Source organism: Paenibacillus sp. FSL R5-0519, from assembly GCF_037974275.1.
Classification (GTDB): Bacteria; Bacillota; Bacilli; order Paenibacillales; family Paenibacillaceae; genus Paenibacillus.
In genome coordinates this window covers 4,045,080-4,059,289 of the sequence record NZ_CP150234.1, presented here as the reverse complement: position 1 = coordinate 4,059,289, position 14,210 = coordinate 4,045,080, and the positions used below count along the sequence as shown (strand labels likewise).

Below are 14,210 nucleotides of genomic sequence, written 5' to 3'. Positions count from 1 at the left end.
ATCGGTTTTTGTGTTGCCTGTTTTACTATATTATGCATTTCCTCCTGCAAAGGAGGCTGATGTTCGAACGGTCTCGCCCGACGGATTCTCCACCGTTGCGATCGCTGCTGCTTGCGCACCTTGCTGAAGCTGATACATCTTATAATAGCGGCCTTTAAGCTCCATCAGTTCATCATGTGCACCCTGTTCAACGATTCGCCCACGATGCAGAACCAGAATCTGATCTGCGGAACGAATGGTGGAGAGACGGTGAGCAATGATGAAGGTGGTACGTCCTTTTTTGAGGACTTCGAGTGCGTTCTGAATGAGAGCTTCCGTTTCCGTATCAATATTGGCAGTTGCTTCATCCAGAATGAGGATGGCCGGATCAAAGGCCAGCGCACGAGCGAAGGAGATTAACTGACGCTGACCAGCAGACAATGTGCTTCCTTTCTCGATGACAGGTTCGTCAAAGCCTTGAGGCAAATGAGCCAGTATACGCTCAGCGCCTACATCACGCAGTGCCTGTTCAATGCGTTCACGAGAGATCTTCTCATCGCCAAGACTGACGTTGGAAGCAATGGTGCCTGTGAACAGATACGGGTCCTGAAGTACAATCCCCATATGCTCGCGAATCCACTGTTTAGGCAGATCCTTAACATTCTGACCATCAATCGTGATCTTGCCTTTTTGCGGATCATAGAACCGGAATAACAGGTTGATGATTGAGCTCTTACCCGAACCGGTGTGACCGACCAGAGCCACCGTCTGACCTTGTGATGCTTTGAACGAGATATTGTTAAGTACGAAGTCCTTTTTATAGGCAAAGGATACATCGTCGAAGACAACATTCCCCTTGTATCTTGGCATGGAGCCATCGGTTACGGCTTCTCCCTTTTCATCCATCAGCTCAAAGACGCGACCAGCGGATACGAGGGAGGAGTCCAGGTTGGCGAGCTGATTCACCATGCCGGTAATTGGCTGGAACAAGCGGCCCAGGACATCAACGAAGGCATACAGAACACCCAGGGAGATAATACTTGTGCCATCCAACACGCTGGAACCGAAGTACCACAGGACCACTGCAAAGGCAATATTCCGTAATACGTTAACCAGGTTGTGTGAGGTGAAGGCATTCAGGTTGAGCATTTTGTTCTGGTGTTTCATATAGTCATCATTCAGATCTTCGAATTCCTGCTTGGTTTGTTTCTGATGGCGGAATACGCGGATAATGGACATCCCCTGAATGGACTCGTTAATGATCGCATTGATCTCACTCAGTCGTGACCGAATGATCGTGTTGTAGCGAGTGGCGAATTTACGATAGAGCACAATCCATGTAATGAGCATCGGCACCACGAATAATGAGATCAGACCCAGACGAACATCGAGCAGGAAAAGTGCGACATACACACCTGTAATCGTGATGATTCCTGAGAAAAAGTTCGAAAGAACGGCAACGAACAGATCCTTGACGGCTTCTGTATCGTTTGTGACCCGAGATACAACTTTACCTGCGGGCAGGTTATCAAAAAAGTGCACCGGCAATCGCTGAATGTGGGCATACACATCGTTGCGCAGTCTTTGAATGACCTTGTTGGCCGAGGACTGCAGCCAGAATGTTTTACCAAACTCCATAATGACCGAGATCACGAGGAAGATCATGTAGTACACAATTAATTGATAGATGCTGGGCATCTCCGGTTTGTAAAAAGCAAACAGTTCACCGGCGGACAGGGGGGCTGCCGCATATTGGCCTGTTACTTCACCTGCGCGTGTAACCGTGAGGATTCCATCCGCATATGTGCGGTCTCCGTCAGGGGCATTGACCGGTTCGTTTACAAAATAAAAACTTTTGCCGGCCTGTAATACCCGCACTTCGGAACCTTTGTTTTCATCCGGTTCGAACAAGCCTTCGCGTTTGTAGTTCTTACCGTTGTAGACTGCGGCTTCATCTGAAGCTGTGGTCTCATAGAAAGGCTGCTCAATCGCGAGCAAGTGATTGTCGATCATGGATTTGGCGATGAACGGCCCGGCAAGCTCGGCCGCAACACCAATGGTAAGCATAATTAATGCAGCGATAAATGTTCCTTTGGCTTTCAAGGCGTAATCGAGCAGCCTTTTGCCTGTATTAGACTTCAATGTATTGACCTCCTACGTGGACAGATTGGACTCGACCTGTTGCCGTTCATACTGTTCACGGTACCAGCCGTTCATGGCTAACAGTTCCTGGTGAGTGCCTTCTTCCGTAATTTTTCCGTGCTCCAGTACGATGATTCGGTCAGCATGTTCAATAGCAGACAGGCGATGTGTCGAGATCAGCGTGGTTTTACCCGAGCGTTTGTTGCGAATATTTTCAATGATTTTGGCTTCAGTACGTGCATCGACGGCAGACAAGGCATCATCGAGGATCAGAATGTCAGGATTAGCAATAAAGGCACGCGCCAGCGATACCCGCTGTTTCTGTCCACCGGACAACGAGATTCCTTTTTCACCAACGAGTGTATCCAGTCCATCGGATAAGGTCCCCAGATCCCCGTCAAAAGCGGCGGTACGAATGGCTTCCATGATGACTTCATCACTGGCTCCAGGTTTACCGAATTGAATGTTTTGACGAACGGATTTGGAGAACAGAACCTGTTCCTGTGGTACGTACCCGATCCAACTATGCAAGTCATCTTTGGCGATCTCCTGAATCGGATGACCCGAGATGCTTAATGTGCCCGAACCGGCAGGGTATTCATGAAGCAGTTGTTTGAGCAGAGTAGACTTACCACTACCCGTACGACCCACAACACCCAAGGTTTGACCCCGTCGCAGCGAAAAGCTGATATGACTGAGATTGTCGACAGTGGAACTGGGATAACGGAATGTAACATCTTGCATCGCAATTTCTTCCGGATTCGTCACGTGAGCAGGTTGCTCCACATCCTGTACAGCAGGTTCTACCGATAATGTCTCGTTGACCCGATCAAGTGAAGCGCTACCGCGCTGCATCAGGTTAATCAATTCGCCGATGGCGAACATAGGCCAGATCATCATACCCAGGTACATATTGAATGATACGAGATCACCCAGAGTAATTTCATTATGGAATACAAGATATATGCCGTAGGCCAGTGCAATCACATAACTGAGTCCAACGAAGAGCCGGATGGTGGGTTCGAATAGGGCATCCATTCTGGCAACAGCGAGGTTTTTGCGATACACATCTTCGGTCACATCGGCGAACCGTTTCTCGTCCAGACGTTCCTGCACATAGGCACGCACGACACGGATACCGGCGATGGATTCCAGCACCTGGTCATTCATATCTCCGAATGCATCCTGTGCGAGGGTGTAACGTTGATGTACAGCTTTACCATAGATCATCATGGCAATGGCGATAAAAGGTAATGGCAGGATTGCCGCCAGGGTCAGTTTCCAACTTACCAGAAAACCCATAGCGAACAGTACAGTGGCCAGAAAGGCTGTAGAGTCTGTTAAGGTCAGCATGCCGAAGCCTGCAGTAGTGGCAATGGAACGAAGATCATTGGTGGCCCGAGCCATCAGATCTCCCGTTCTGTTTTTCTCAAAAAAGGGAGGAGTCATCCGCAGCAAGTGGTCCATAAAGCGCGAACGAAGCAGCCGCTCCACCAGGTTGGCACCACCAAACAGTTTGTGCATCCAAACGTATGTAACCAGATAGATAATGATGACCGTTCCTAGAATAAGCAAGATATAACGCGTAAGTGAGGTGCCGGTAATGGAACCGCGCACAATCTCGTCGATGGCATTGCCAAGAAGACGAGGAGGCAGCAGTTCGGCAATGCCCACCAGAATAAGCAAGATGACACCGGTTAGGTATCGTTTGCGTTCCAGCCGGAAGAACCAGGCCAGGTTTTTAAGTACAGAGAACAAGTGTTATCCCTTCCTTTCGATGTCCGAAAAATGCAGATTCCGTTCATGTATGCCGAAATGTACCCACAAAAAAAGACATACCGCACGCAGGCGGTATGTCTTCATATCATCATACGGCAGCATGGCTCCGAGAACAGAGCCGCCACCATATATAAGTTCGATTGTGAGTAAACATCACAGAGGTTCTAATGAAAGACCGCCTGTAATGCCGACTTATGAACGGAATAATGATTTCGGGTGTGCTCCGGTATTTAATTGTGTGCTGAATTGACCTATCATATCTTTGTTAAACACCGTAATCACCCTTTCTTTTTTGGAAATAAATACAATGTAGACCTCGTATGTTTGCATCTTAACACCGGCTTTTACAATCTGTCAAACATTTTTCACAATTTATTTTGTCTTTATGGGAGCACTCGGGTTTGTATTCAAGTCCCTGTAGAGATATGATGGAACATATATATACAGAAGGAGCTGACACCAAATGAGTACCATACATGTATCCGATCAAGCTGCTCGCTGGTACAAGGAAGAACTGAATTTGAGCGAGGGAGACAGCATTCGATTTTTTGCCCGTTATAGCTCAGGCGGAGGTCTTCACCCTGGATTTTCGCTAGGTATTGCTGTGGAAAAACCAAGACATCCTGCCGATCAAACCGAAGTATCGGGAATTCAATTCTTTATGGAAGATCACGATTATTGGTATCTGAAAGGGCACCAACTGCATGTGGATATCGTTGATGAAGGTCAGGATATCGAATATCGTTACACTGAAATATCTAATCCTTGAAGTATTCTGCTAGGCAATAAATGAATCACAGGTCGCCACCGGCTTCCGAATAGGAGGAGGGGATAAGCAGTGAATCTGCCAGCACGAGATTTGGCCCAGTATATCGCAAAACGCTCTCATATTGTTGTAAAAGCGGCGGTGCGGGCTGAGAACGAACAAGGTGAATTACTGCTGATTCAGCATGCGGAGCACGGTCAATGGCGGTTGCCAGCTTGTGAGATGCGCCCTGGGGAAGCCATAGAAGATGCTGCGCATCGGGAGTTATGGGAAGAGACAGGTTGGACCGTTGATACCATGACACTGGAAGGTCTGTATTCAGGGCCTGATCTTTGGTCTCTGCATTCGAGCGGAGATGAAGAGTATTATGTCATTGCCTTGTTCCGGACAGTGATCATTCAGGATGATCTTGTGGAGTCGCGTGTAAATAGTGACGCGGGTCTTAAGTTTTACGCACAGGAGTCGTTACCACCTCTGAATGAGATTAGCCGAATTCTGTTAGCGCGGGATAATGTAGAATAAAATAAGTTGACGCAAAAATGACCTTGGCATCCACGTAAAATGGGTGACAAGGTCATTTTTTTGAAAATCGGATTCACGTGCTTTAATCATGAATTACACCTGATCCAGTGATTCATCATCCATTGCAAAATCAAAGTCATCGATATCAAATACCTGTACAGGTGATTCAGACTCAATGATGCGTGCGATCAATTCAACCTGATCGGTGAGAATCGGGATACTCAGGCGCTGAGATGTCAGCAGCAATTCTGTCTCAATGGGATCGAAATACTCCCCGTACTGTGCCGTATCTATTGCGTTGATAATGGCAATGGATACTTGGTCACCAAATAAAATGGAGGGGCTTTTGGCCCATGGAACAAGTAACGCACGCTCTATTTTTTTCTTATTCAGTGGTTCCTCGAAATAAGAAATCATTTCATTGATTTTGGATTTCACATGCTGATCATCTGCAGGGTTATCCATCATGGGATCAGGACTGGTCTGGAATTCATATAGCTCAAGGATGGTGGTATAAGGAACAATATATTCAACAGGCGCGGGCGGCGCTAGCAATTGACCGTAAATGGCCACCATCACGGCTTCTGTAATAAACTGACGTGACATGGTTCCTTAATCCTCCTGCGCCATTAATAGTTGAAAAGTGAACTCGTGTACATCATTTGCCTGAATAGAAGTATATCACACAACGGTAGGAAATACAGCCAATCTGCAGAGCATGTCAGGTCACAACGATCACAACCGAATCAGGATTTGCCCAGTAGCAGTGACAGTATTCCTGCAGCAATCAATGGACCCACAGGTACACCCTTGAATAGGGCAACCCCAAGTACCGTTCCGATTAACAGCCCTGCAACGACAGTTGGCTGTGTACTCATCAGCGTAGCGCCGCGTCCTCCTAGATATGCCACCAGTAATCCTACACCAATGGCGAGCAGTGACTTCCAGTGCAGGAAAGACTCCCCGATCGTCTGAAGACTCATCTTGCCACTGGCAAGAGGTGCCATCACGCCAATGGTCAGAATGATGATGCCCAGTGTAAGTCCGTATTTTTCAAGCCATGGAAATGCCTGATTCAGGTTCAGGACTCGTAGCAACAACAGAAATACCATCGCTACGGTCACAGGTGTGTTGCTGCTGATAATCCCGAGAGCCGCAAATACAAGTAGCAGCAGGGAAGTCATATCCATGGTTTTCATTTCCCTTCAGTCTGTCCACGTTGTTTGCTAACGATATGTTCCGCAATGTACCGTCCATGCCAGCGCCCGGATTCAATAAAGACTTCATTGGCATTACGCCCCGAAGCGATGACTCCGCCCACATATACACCAGGTACGCTGCTTTCCATCGTTTGTTCATCATATAGAGGTTTATCCATATCATCAGACATCTCCACACCTACCGACGTGAGTAGTTGACGATCTGGACGGAAACCGGTCATTGCCAGTACGAAGTCATTATCCAGTTCCCGAGTGGAACCATCCGTGTGTATCAGACGAATTGAATCATCGAGTATTTCATTCACGCGTGATTCCAGGTGCAGTGTGATATGACCTTTTGTCACCATGCTCTCGAACAGCGGGCGTACCCATGGTTTAATGTGCTGGGACAAACCACTGCCGCGATACACCATATCAATATGTGCTCCGACCCGAACCAGTTCCATGGCCGCGTCCACGGCTGAGTTGCTTCCGCCAATAATGGCGACACGTGTACGGGTATAAGGGTGGGCTTCCCGGAAGTAGTGGGTTACCTTATCTTTATCTTCTCCAGGGATGCCCAGATAGTTAGGATGGTCAAAATAACCGGTAGCTACAACGACATTGCGTCCAACATGAACGATGGCTTCCCCGCGGCGATTGAGCGTATGTACCTCAAACGTACCATCATCCTTGCGTTTGATTTCACGGGCTTCTTCATAGTTATGAACACGCAGACCAAAATGTTCGGCTACCCTGCGATAATAGGCAAGTGCTTCATAACGAAACGGCTTATCATTAGGTGTGCTGAACGGAACGTTTCCGATCTCAAGCAGCGGCGCTGTGCTGAAAAACTGCATATGGGTTGGATACAGATAAATAGATTGAACGATATTGTATTTCTCAACGATCACAGCGGACAGTCCCAGCCGTTCACATTCAATGGCAGCAGATAGGCCGCATGGGCCTCCACCGATAATAATGACATCTTCCATGTTCTTAATCCTCCTTATTTCAAGCAATATAATCCTACCGTAAAAAGCGAGCTAATGCCAGTTCAAGAGAGAGTTAAACTCAGACAAGCTTACTTGAATCTAAAGGGGTTGACGTGGAGAGAGGAAAAGACTAATATCAAATTAGATATTTATCTAATTGAAAGTGAGATGAAAGATGATGCAGCTGGAGAAAATTGTGGCTTATCATAAAGCGTTGGCTGACCCGACCCGGCTTCGCATGCTGCTGTTGTTGGCACAGGGTGAACTGCACGGACAGGCACTTGCCGAGCGGCTGAATCTGTCACAGCCAACCGTGACACATCATGCATCCAAGCTGAGAGAGGCGGCGCTGATTAAGGAACGACGGGAGAAAAATACAGTGTACTTCACACTGAATCCTTCGTTTATCCGCGAGAATGCGCAGGCTTCGGTTGACTTTATCTTTAAGCGAGAGGAGGTTACGGATATGAGTGATGTGAACGAAACACTGAAAGCGTCAGTCATGAGAAATTTTTTCTCCAAAGATGGACGACTGCGTCAGATTCCCGCTCAATACAAGAAAAAGCTGATTGTACTTGGTCATCTGGTCGAGCAGCTTGAGTTCGGTCGGAAGTATACCGAGAAAGAAATGAATACATTTATACAGAAGTATCATGAAGATTTCGCTACCATTCGGCGGGAATTTATCATGCATCAGTTCATGTATCGGGAAGAGGGGATCTATGAACTGAATCCGAAAGAAATGTGGACGCGCTGGGATCAGGTCAAATAGAGTAGGCTGGAAAAAAAGTTTGGGCTTGACAAATGCAAAGCCCAGTGTGTAACATAATGGATAATTCTACAAGGGAGGCGATTGTTTATGACAAACTTAAATGCAGTATACGTTAATTTGAATATGAACAGCGTCTCCGGAACGGATCAAAGCATGTAATTTTGCGTTAGTTGGATAGCAGTATCCATTGTAACGTGGAGTATGTCATGCTCAGATGAAGCCACGGGTGACGCACCCGTGGCTTTTTGGTTTGCCGATAAAAGGGTGTTCCTGAATTGAATATAGCGGATGGTTAAGTAGGATATCCGGTATATCTACGAGAAGGGATGATCTTTAATTCGTCTAACTGATTATTTCCGCGGGTGTATTTCTACTCGTGGTTTTTTGTTTTGATCTGAACCGGAGATGATTGTTCACTGGTCTTGAACGAAGTAAACAAACTTATTTTGGGAGGAATTTTTATTTTAGATAACCATATTGAAAAGTACGGCTGGTCTGCAAAGTGGCAGGAACTGTGGCAAGTGACAGGAATGGAAGAGCAGGAGAGAAAGCCAGCCAGAATTATCGCAGACCATGGACACCTGCAACGTTTGATTACAGAAGAGGGCGAACGCTGGGGAAGAATATCGGGCCGAATGCGTCATGATAGTCTGGAAACGAGTGTGGTACCGGCGGTTGGAGATTGGGTGGCGATTACAGGCCAGGCAGGTGAAGAAGCAATTATTCATCATCTGGTGCCACGTCAGAGCAGGGTATCGAGACAGGCGGCAGGTCCAGTGACCAAAGAACAATTAATCGCCGCAAACGTGGATACACTGTTAATCGTGGCTGCACTTAATCATGATTTCAACCTTAGACGACTCGAAAGATACGTGATGATGGCTTGGAATGGTGGCGTAAGGCCAGTCATTGTCTTGAGCAAAAGTGATCTGTGCAACAATGTGGAAGAACAGATCCGAAATGTAGAAGGAATCGCTCCAGGTGTTGAAGTGCTTGCGATATCTGCAGTGGAGGACCAAGGCAAATCGTTACTGGAACGATATTTGCAGCCAGGGTTGACTGTTGCGCTCACAGGATCTTCGGGCAGTGGCAAGTCTACGCTGGTGAACTGGATGATGGGTGAGGATGTGCAACTTACACAGTCCGTTCGTGAAGGCGACAGCCGAGGGAGACATACCACAACACACCGGGAGATGTTTGTACTTCCACAGGGAGCCGTATTAATCGATACTCCAGGGATGCGTGAGCTTAACCTATGGGATGAGGGGAATGATGGGCTGTCGCATGCATTTGGAGAAATTGAAGAACTTGCGGCAACGTGCAGATTCCTGGACTGCAGTCATACACGGGAAGCAGGATGTGCAGTGAAAGAGGCCATACAGGATGGTTCATTAGATGAAAAAAGACTGAATAATTATCTGAAAATGCAGAAGGAATTGCAATATCAGCAACGCAAGGAAGAAGTGGCATCCAGAAAGCGTACCGCTTCCAGCAAACCGGCCACTAGTCGCAAACCCAAGCACTCCCGCAGTGTGAAAGAGTGGGAGGAAGTCTGAAATCAGGCGGGCATCATCTGCTACCTTGCATAAGATAGGTCAGGAGGGATGTCATTATGCCAGATTACAGGATTATTGTAGATCTGTCTGACCACATGTTATATCTTCTTGATGGCAATCAGGTGGTTAAGGGCTATCCCGTAGCCACAGGCAAGATGCTCACGCAGACTCCAAACGGGGAGTTCACGATTATTAACAAGCAATCCAATCCAGGAGGGCCATTTGGCGTGTTGTGGATGGGGCTGTCCGCTCCCCATTATGGCATACACGGAACCAATGAACCCTGGTCCATTGGCAAATCCGTCTCCCACGGTTGTATACGCATGTACAACTCGGATGTACTGGATCTGTCGTCCAAGGTTTCTGTAGGCACTAGAGTAACGATCCGGCCTTAGGGCCGGATTTTACTTTAGAAGAGGTAGTTCAAAAAGTCCACTTTTGATTACGAATCATGCCTAGCGGCATCATCAGCATCAAATATGAAATTCAGCCGAAATAAGCGGGTGGCTTTCGAAGTATGTTTCCTGAGGAAACATTGTGGTTGCTCACGTAGCTCTATCTACGCTCCGCTACTCCATCTCTAGCTTCATTCCATCTTCTTGGTACTTAAAACCAGACTTTTTGAACACGTATTATAAGGTTAAGATAGACAGTTACCAAATAAGTTCTTACAACCAGAACTGAAGTGGATGAATTTGGAATTATAGAAAGATGAACATATAATATGGTAAAGCTATGGCAGTTATGAGAGAAAGCGAGTGATAGCGATGTTAATCCGGCCGGCGCGCGAAGGGGATGCGCAAGGAATAGCCCATGTACATACAGAGAGTTGGAAAACAACGTATCGAGGAATTGTGCCCGACGATTTTTTGGATCATTTGACTATAGAATCAAGATTGTCGCAGTGGGAGAGGACCATTCGTTCTGGCGAAAAAGATCAGATCTTGGTGGTAGCTGAACAGGATCATGGGAACATTGTCGGATTTGCTTGTGGGGGTAAGGAGCGTGAAGGCAAATTACCTTATGATGGAGAGTTGTACGCTATATATTTGCTGAAGGAAGTGCAACAAACGGGGATAGGTCGGCAACTGGCGACACATGTCGTTAATCATCTGCAGTCCTTCAATATGAAACGTTTGATCATATGGGCTTTGGAACGTAATTCAGCTTGTCGCTTCTATGAGAAGATGGGAGGCACTCCCGTCCACACACAGTCTATCCGTATTGGTGGTCAAGATCTGATTGAGGTTGGCTACGGATGGGAAGAATTGAGCCTCTTTGGAGAGAAGATCCTGCCCGATTGAGGAAAGAGGTACAGATGGGGACAGAATACTCGGGTTGTATTGTTTCCTTAAACTTAAAGAATGGAATAGCTAATTCAGGTCTGCACGTTTGCGTAATTCTGAACAAGGTTAATGATGTATTACACCGTTGTGCAGGTGTGACATTCAATTTTGATCAGGAGGCGTATTCACATGACTTTAATGGAAACCGAACATAAAACATGGACGAAACAATATATTAATGGCGAATGGGTAGATGGCTCCGGTGAGAAAACAATGGAGAATATCAACCCTTATACGGGAGAAGTCATTGCCACATGGCGCTCTTCCAATAAAGAAGACATAGATAAGGCGTATGAGTCTGCTCATAAAAATTCGATTGAGTGGGCGAAGTCATTACCTGCTGTGAAAGAAGAGGTACTGCGGAAAGTTTCATCTCTGATGGCAGAGCGAAAAGAGGAGATCATTCAACTCTTGATCACAGAATCCGGGAGTACCCGAATCAAATCAGAGGCGGAGTTTGCAGCGGCTAAACGCATTGTGGATGAAGCGGCATCTTTTCCTTATCGCATGAAGGGTGAGATTATTCCGTCCAATACCGCTGGCAAAGAGAACCGCGTGGTTCGAGAGCCGAAGGGAGTGATCGGTGTTATCGGACCGTGGAATTTCCCTTTGCATCTGTGCCTTCGATCCGTAGCTCCAGCGATTGCTCTTGGGAATGGTGTGGTGATCAAACCGGCATCCGATACTCCGATTACGGCAGGTTGGCTCATTGCCGATTTGTTTGAACAAGCCGGTCTGCCTGAAGGCGTGCTGAATGTCGTTGCCGGAAGTGGTAGCGAAATCGGGGATTATTTTGTTGCACATCCAGTTCCAAAAGTAATTTCATTCACAGGTTCCACGGAAGTTGGACAGGGGATCGGTAAACTGGCGGGCGAACATTTAAAAGAAACGGCACTGGAACTAGGCGGCAACAACGCCATGGTTGTGCTGGAGGATGCGGACATTGAACGTGCTGCCGAAGCCGCGGTCTTTGGCAAGTTTCTGCATCAGGGACAGATCTGTATGGCTTTGAATCGGTTCATTGTGCATGCTGATATTTACGACCAATTCGTAGATTCATTTGTTGCCAAAACGAAGAATGTGCAGGCAGGTGATCCTGCGGATGCCAAAACACTCGTGGGTCCTCTCATTCGGGAAAAAGAGGTAACACGATTGCTGGAGCTTGTGAACAAAGCCAAGGACGAAGGCGCACGGTTATTGCTCGGGGGGACCAGTAAAGGCAGTGTACTGTCTCCTACTGTACTTGCTGATGTTAAACCTGAACAAGATATCGTACAGCAGGAATTATTTGGCCCCGTGGCAGTGATCATGAAGGCTCAAGATGAGCAGGAAGCTGTACGTTTGGCGAATGATACTCCTTATGGACTTAGTGGGTCCGTATTCACCCAAGATCTGAATCGAGGATATCAGGTTGCCCAGCGCATTGAATCGGGTATGGTGCATGTAAATGATCAGTCTGTGAACGATGAAGCGCATGTGATGTTTGGCGGTGAAAAAGCTTCAGGGATTGGACGTTTCGGTGGGGATTGGGCTATTGAGAAGTTTACACGTACTCGCTGGATCAGCATTCAGCACCAATATCGGGAATATCCGGGAGTAAATTAAGTCGAAAAAGGTTGAAATGGCAGAGATATTTATGAATGATTAGAATGGGTGCAAAAAGATCGACAAATCATGCGGAAGTCCGTATCCAGCTTGGTGGGACGGGCTTTTTGCACAATTTTACACCGGGGCAAAATACGGCATAATATAAGAGTGGAAAAGCTGTTTGGCTCTGACGCTATCTGGTTATTTATGGATACACGGAAGAATCGATCCGTAAATCCAATGGCAAAGGGGCTTTAAATTCATGTCCATTGACCGCTTTATTCTGAGGAAACTGAATACCTGTCAGGAAGAACATACACGTGCCAATTTGGTTCGGCTGTTTGTCATTCGTATTCGTAAAGCCGAGATTGCGGAAGAGCATGATGCCGCCTATGTCCTTAGCAAAGTGCACTGAGTGATGGCTGATCATAACTGCAATCCGCTGTTAACGTGTATACACCTCAAAAAGGAAGCTTGTCTATAACGACAGCTTCCTTTTTCATGTCTTGTCATAAATGTGGCTTGGTAGACTCCTTTTAATATAATGATAAAGCAAGGGAGTCGTTTTCACTTCGACTGTGGAGAATCGCTTCTCCATTAACAATCTCAATACTAATTAAAGAATGCAGACATTTTTGAATGGCACGTTTACCGTTGCTAATTTTATGCTCAAGAGCACTGCTAAGCAATCTTAATGTCTTCTGCATAGGCTGTTTGTTTTCTTGATTAAAGTATACAGGGATTGATTTGTTTTGAAAGGTTATTAGGGTTCTCACTTGAAATCACCTCACGGTTGTTATTTCATACAGGTAATATTAAATTCCAATGCTTAAAATTACCTTAAAATCAGCTTATGAAAACATAAAGGTGGGTAATGTTTGAAAAGTGTTCACAATTCAATTGTGAGCGAAGGAATAAAAGTCCCGAAAAACAAAACCTAATTACCATTTAAATGGAATAGAAAATGAAAAGTTTCGTATCCTCGCAATATTCAAAAGCATAACTGCCACGAAAGTTCTGAGTCAAATGTACGATATTTTAATATATACGTGGGTCATATGTAACAAAATTACAGGTGGCACATTGCAAACAGGGTGTTTATGTAAGAAAATAGGGTTGATATAACGATTCATTCTCTTTTTTTTGATTTAATCTGACATTAGGACAATTTACATATGAGACCATGGGAGGGATTCGGATGATTCTAACCGTATATTCCGGCCGCGAGGAAGGAGAATGGTTCGACATCGATGTTCCGGATGAATGTACCATTGAACATTTGAAGACATTACTTGGCGTTCGCATTTTCGGACAGGCACCGGGAGACGGCATTCAGTACATCCTTGAAGCGAAGTTTCCGGAGGGGCTGTGGTTCTCTCCGCAGAACGCACAGCAGTTAATGGAAACAGGGCTGCGGCAAGGCAGTTGCGTACGTGTCCAGCGGGCTTTTTCAACGACTTCGGAAGAAGCGCCTGTATATGGAAGACGTTCATTATTTCAAAAGGACAGCAACGAATAGGGCTTTTGAACGTATACATTCTATTGAACGAACTAAAGGAGGTCTTCT

15 protein-coding genes are annotated in these 14,210 nt (G+C 46.3%); 9 read left to right on the top strand and 6 right to left on the bottom strand.

The annotated features are described in order from the left end of the window. Positions 1-30 precede the first annotated feature (30 nt). Positions 31-2,121, bottom strand: a complete 2,091-nt coding sequence (locus MKY73_RS18160) for an ABC transporter ATP-binding protein (protein WP_339302940.1) — start codon at positions 2,119-2,121, stop codon at positions 31-33. 12 nt (positions 2,122-2,133) lie between these two features. Continuing rightward, the gene (locus tag MKY73_RS18155) at positions 2,134-3,879 is read right to left on the bottom strand and encodes an ABC transporter transmembrane domain-containing protein (RefSeq protein ID WP_133384354.1); all 1,746 of its coding nucleotides are present in this window, start codon (positions 3,877-3,879) and stop codon (positions 2,134-2,136) included. A 484-nt stretch (positions 3,880-4,363) separates the two neighbouring features. Between MKY73_RS18155 and MKY73_RS18150 the strand changes: the two genes are divergently transcribed. Continuing rightward, entirely contained in the window at positions 4,364-4,669 is a 306-nt protein-coding gene (locus MKY73_RS18150) for a HesB/YadR/YfhF family protein (protein WP_339241697.1), read from the top strand. Positions 4,670-4,738: 69 nt separating this feature from the next. Further along, a complete protein-coding gene (locus MKY73_RS18145) occupies positions 4,739-5,188 on the top strand; it encodes an NUDIX domain-containing protein (RefSeq protein WP_339302939.1) in 450 nt (149 codons plus the stop codon). Positions 5,189-5,281: 93 nt separating this feature from the next. Here MKY73_RS18145 and MKY73_RS18140 read toward each other — a convergent pair whose 3' ends face one another. The 3 genes from MKY73_RS18140 to MKY73_RS18130 form a co-directional block, all read right to left on the bottom strand. After that, complete coding sequence (locus tag MKY73_RS18140; protein ID WP_339302938.1) at positions 5,282-5,794, bottom strand: ADP-heptose synthase; 513 nt, start codon at positions 5,792-5,794, stop codon at positions 5,282-5,284. 140 nt (positions 5,795-5,934) lie between these two features. After that, positions 5,935-6,378: a DUF441 domain-containing protein gene (locus tag MKY73_RS18135; RefSeq protein ID WP_339241702.1), complete on the bottom strand. Its 444-nt coding sequence runs from the start codon at positions 6,376-6,378 to the stop codon at positions 5,935-5,937. A 5-nt stretch (positions 6,379-6,383) separates the two neighbouring features. Next, a complete protein-coding gene (locus tag MKY73_RS18130) occupies positions 6,384-7,382 on the bottom strand; it encodes a YpdA family putative bacillithiol disulfide reductase (RefSeq protein ID WP_339241703.1) in 999 nt (332 codons plus the stop codon). A gap of 178 nt (positions 7,383-7,560) precedes the next feature. Between MKY73_RS18130 and MKY73_RS18125 the strand changes: the two genes are divergently transcribed. The 6 genes from MKY73_RS18125 to MKY73_RS18100 all read left to right on the top strand — a co-directional run bounded on the left by MKY73_RS18125 (position 7,561) and on the right by MKY73_RS18100 (position 13,058). After that, positions 7,561-8,154: a metalloregulator ArsR/SmtB family transcription factor gene (locus tag MKY73_RS18125; protein ID WP_339243025.1), complete on the top strand. Its 594-nt coding sequence runs from the start codon at positions 7,561-7,563 to the stop codon at positions 8,152-8,154. Between the two features lie 422 nt (positions 8,155-8,576). Then, on the top strand, positions 8,577-9,710 hold the full coding sequence (gene rsgA / locus MKY73_RS18120; RefSeq protein ID WP_339302937.1) for a ribosome small subunit-dependent GTPase A: 1,134 nt from the start codon (positions 8,577-8,579) through the stop codon (positions 9,708-9,710). Positions 9,711-9,766: 56 nt separating this feature from the next. Next, the gene (locus tag MKY73_RS18115; RefSeq protein ID WP_339302936.1) at positions 9,767-10,105 is read left to right on the top strand and encodes a L,D-transpeptidase; all 339 of its coding nucleotides are present in this window, start codon (positions 9,767-9,769) and stop codon (positions 10,103-10,105) included. A 372-nt stretch (positions 10,106-10,477) separates the two neighbouring features. Beyond that, positions 10,478-11,014: a GNAT family N-acetyltransferase gene (locus tag MKY73_RS18110; RefSeq protein WP_339302935.1), complete on the top strand. Its 537-nt coding sequence runs from the start codon at positions 10,478-10,480 to the stop codon at positions 11,012-11,014. Between the two features lie 171 nt (positions 11,015-11,185). Continuing rightward, positions 11,186-12,661 (top strand): aldehyde dehydrogenase family protein, encoded by a 1,476-nt coding sequence (locus MKY73_RS18105; RefSeq protein WP_339302934.1) that lies wholly within the window; start codon positions 11,186-11,188, stop codon positions 12,659-12,661. 244 nt (positions 12,662-12,905) lie between these two features. Then, positions 12,906-13,058 carry a hypothetical protein gene (locus MKY73_RS18100; protein WP_339241709.1) on the top strand — a complete coding sequence of 51 codons (153 nt, stop codon included), beginning with the start codon at positions 12,906-12,908 and terminating at the stop codon, positions 13,056-13,058. A gap of 121 nt (positions 13,059-13,179) precedes the next feature. Here the strand turns inward: MKY73_RS18100 and MKY73_RS18095 are convergent, their stop codons facing one another. Continuing rightward, a complete protein-coding gene (locus MKY73_RS18095) occupies positions 13,180-13,419 on the bottom strand; it encodes a hypothetical protein (RefSeq protein WP_074094612.1) in 240 nt (79 codons plus the stop codon). 422 nt (positions 13,420-13,841) lie between these two features. Between MKY73_RS18095 and MKY73_RS18090 the strand changes: the two genes are divergently transcribed. After that, the gene (locus tag MKY73_RS18090; protein ID WP_339241711.1) at positions 13,842-14,162 is read left to right on the top strand and encodes a hypothetical protein; all 321 of its coding nucleotides are present in this window, start codon (positions 13,842-13,844) and stop codon (positions 14,160-14,162) included. Positions 14,163-14,210: the final 48 nt, after the last annotated feature.

Coding starts and splice junctions, on each gene's coding strand:
- MKY73_RS18105 (WP_339302934.1), top strand. CDS start 11,186: ATGACTTTAATGGAAACCGAACATAAAACATGGACGAAACAATATATT.
- MKY73_RS18090 (WP_339241711.1), top strand. CDS start 13,842: ATGATTCTAACCGTATATTCCGGCCGCGAGGAAGGAGAATGGTTCGAC.
- MKY73_RS18110 (WP_339302935.1), top strand. CDS start 10,478: ATGTTAATCCGGCCGGCGCGCGAAGGGGATGCGCAAGGAATAGCCCAT.
- MKY73_RS18135 (WP_339241702.1), bottom strand. CDS start 6,378: ATGGATATGACTTCCCTGCTGCTACTTGTATTTGCGGCTCTCGGGATT.
- MKY73_RS18100 (WP_339241709.1), top strand. CDS start 12,906: ATGTCCATTGACCGCTTTATTCTGAGGAAACTGAATACCTGTCAGGAA.
- MKY73_RS18130 (WP_339241703.1), bottom strand. CDS start 7,382: ATGGAAGATGTCATTATTATCGGTGGAGGCCCATGCGGCCTATCTGCT.
- MKY73_RS18140 (WP_339302938.1), bottom strand. CDS start 5,794: ATGTCACGTCAGTTTATTACAGAAGCCGTGATGGTGGCCATTTACGGT.
- MKY73_RS18150 (WP_339241697.1), top strand. CDS start 4,364: ATGAGTACCATACATGTATCCGATCAAGCTGCTCGCTGGTACAAGGAA.
- MKY73_RS18125 (WP_339243025.1), top strand. CDS start 7,561: ATGCAGCTGGAGAAAATTGTGGCTTATCATAAAGCGTTGGCTGACCCG.
- MKY73_RS18115 (WP_339302936.1), top strand. CDS start 9,767: ATGCCAGATTACAGGATTATTGTAGATCTGTCTGACCACATGTTATAT.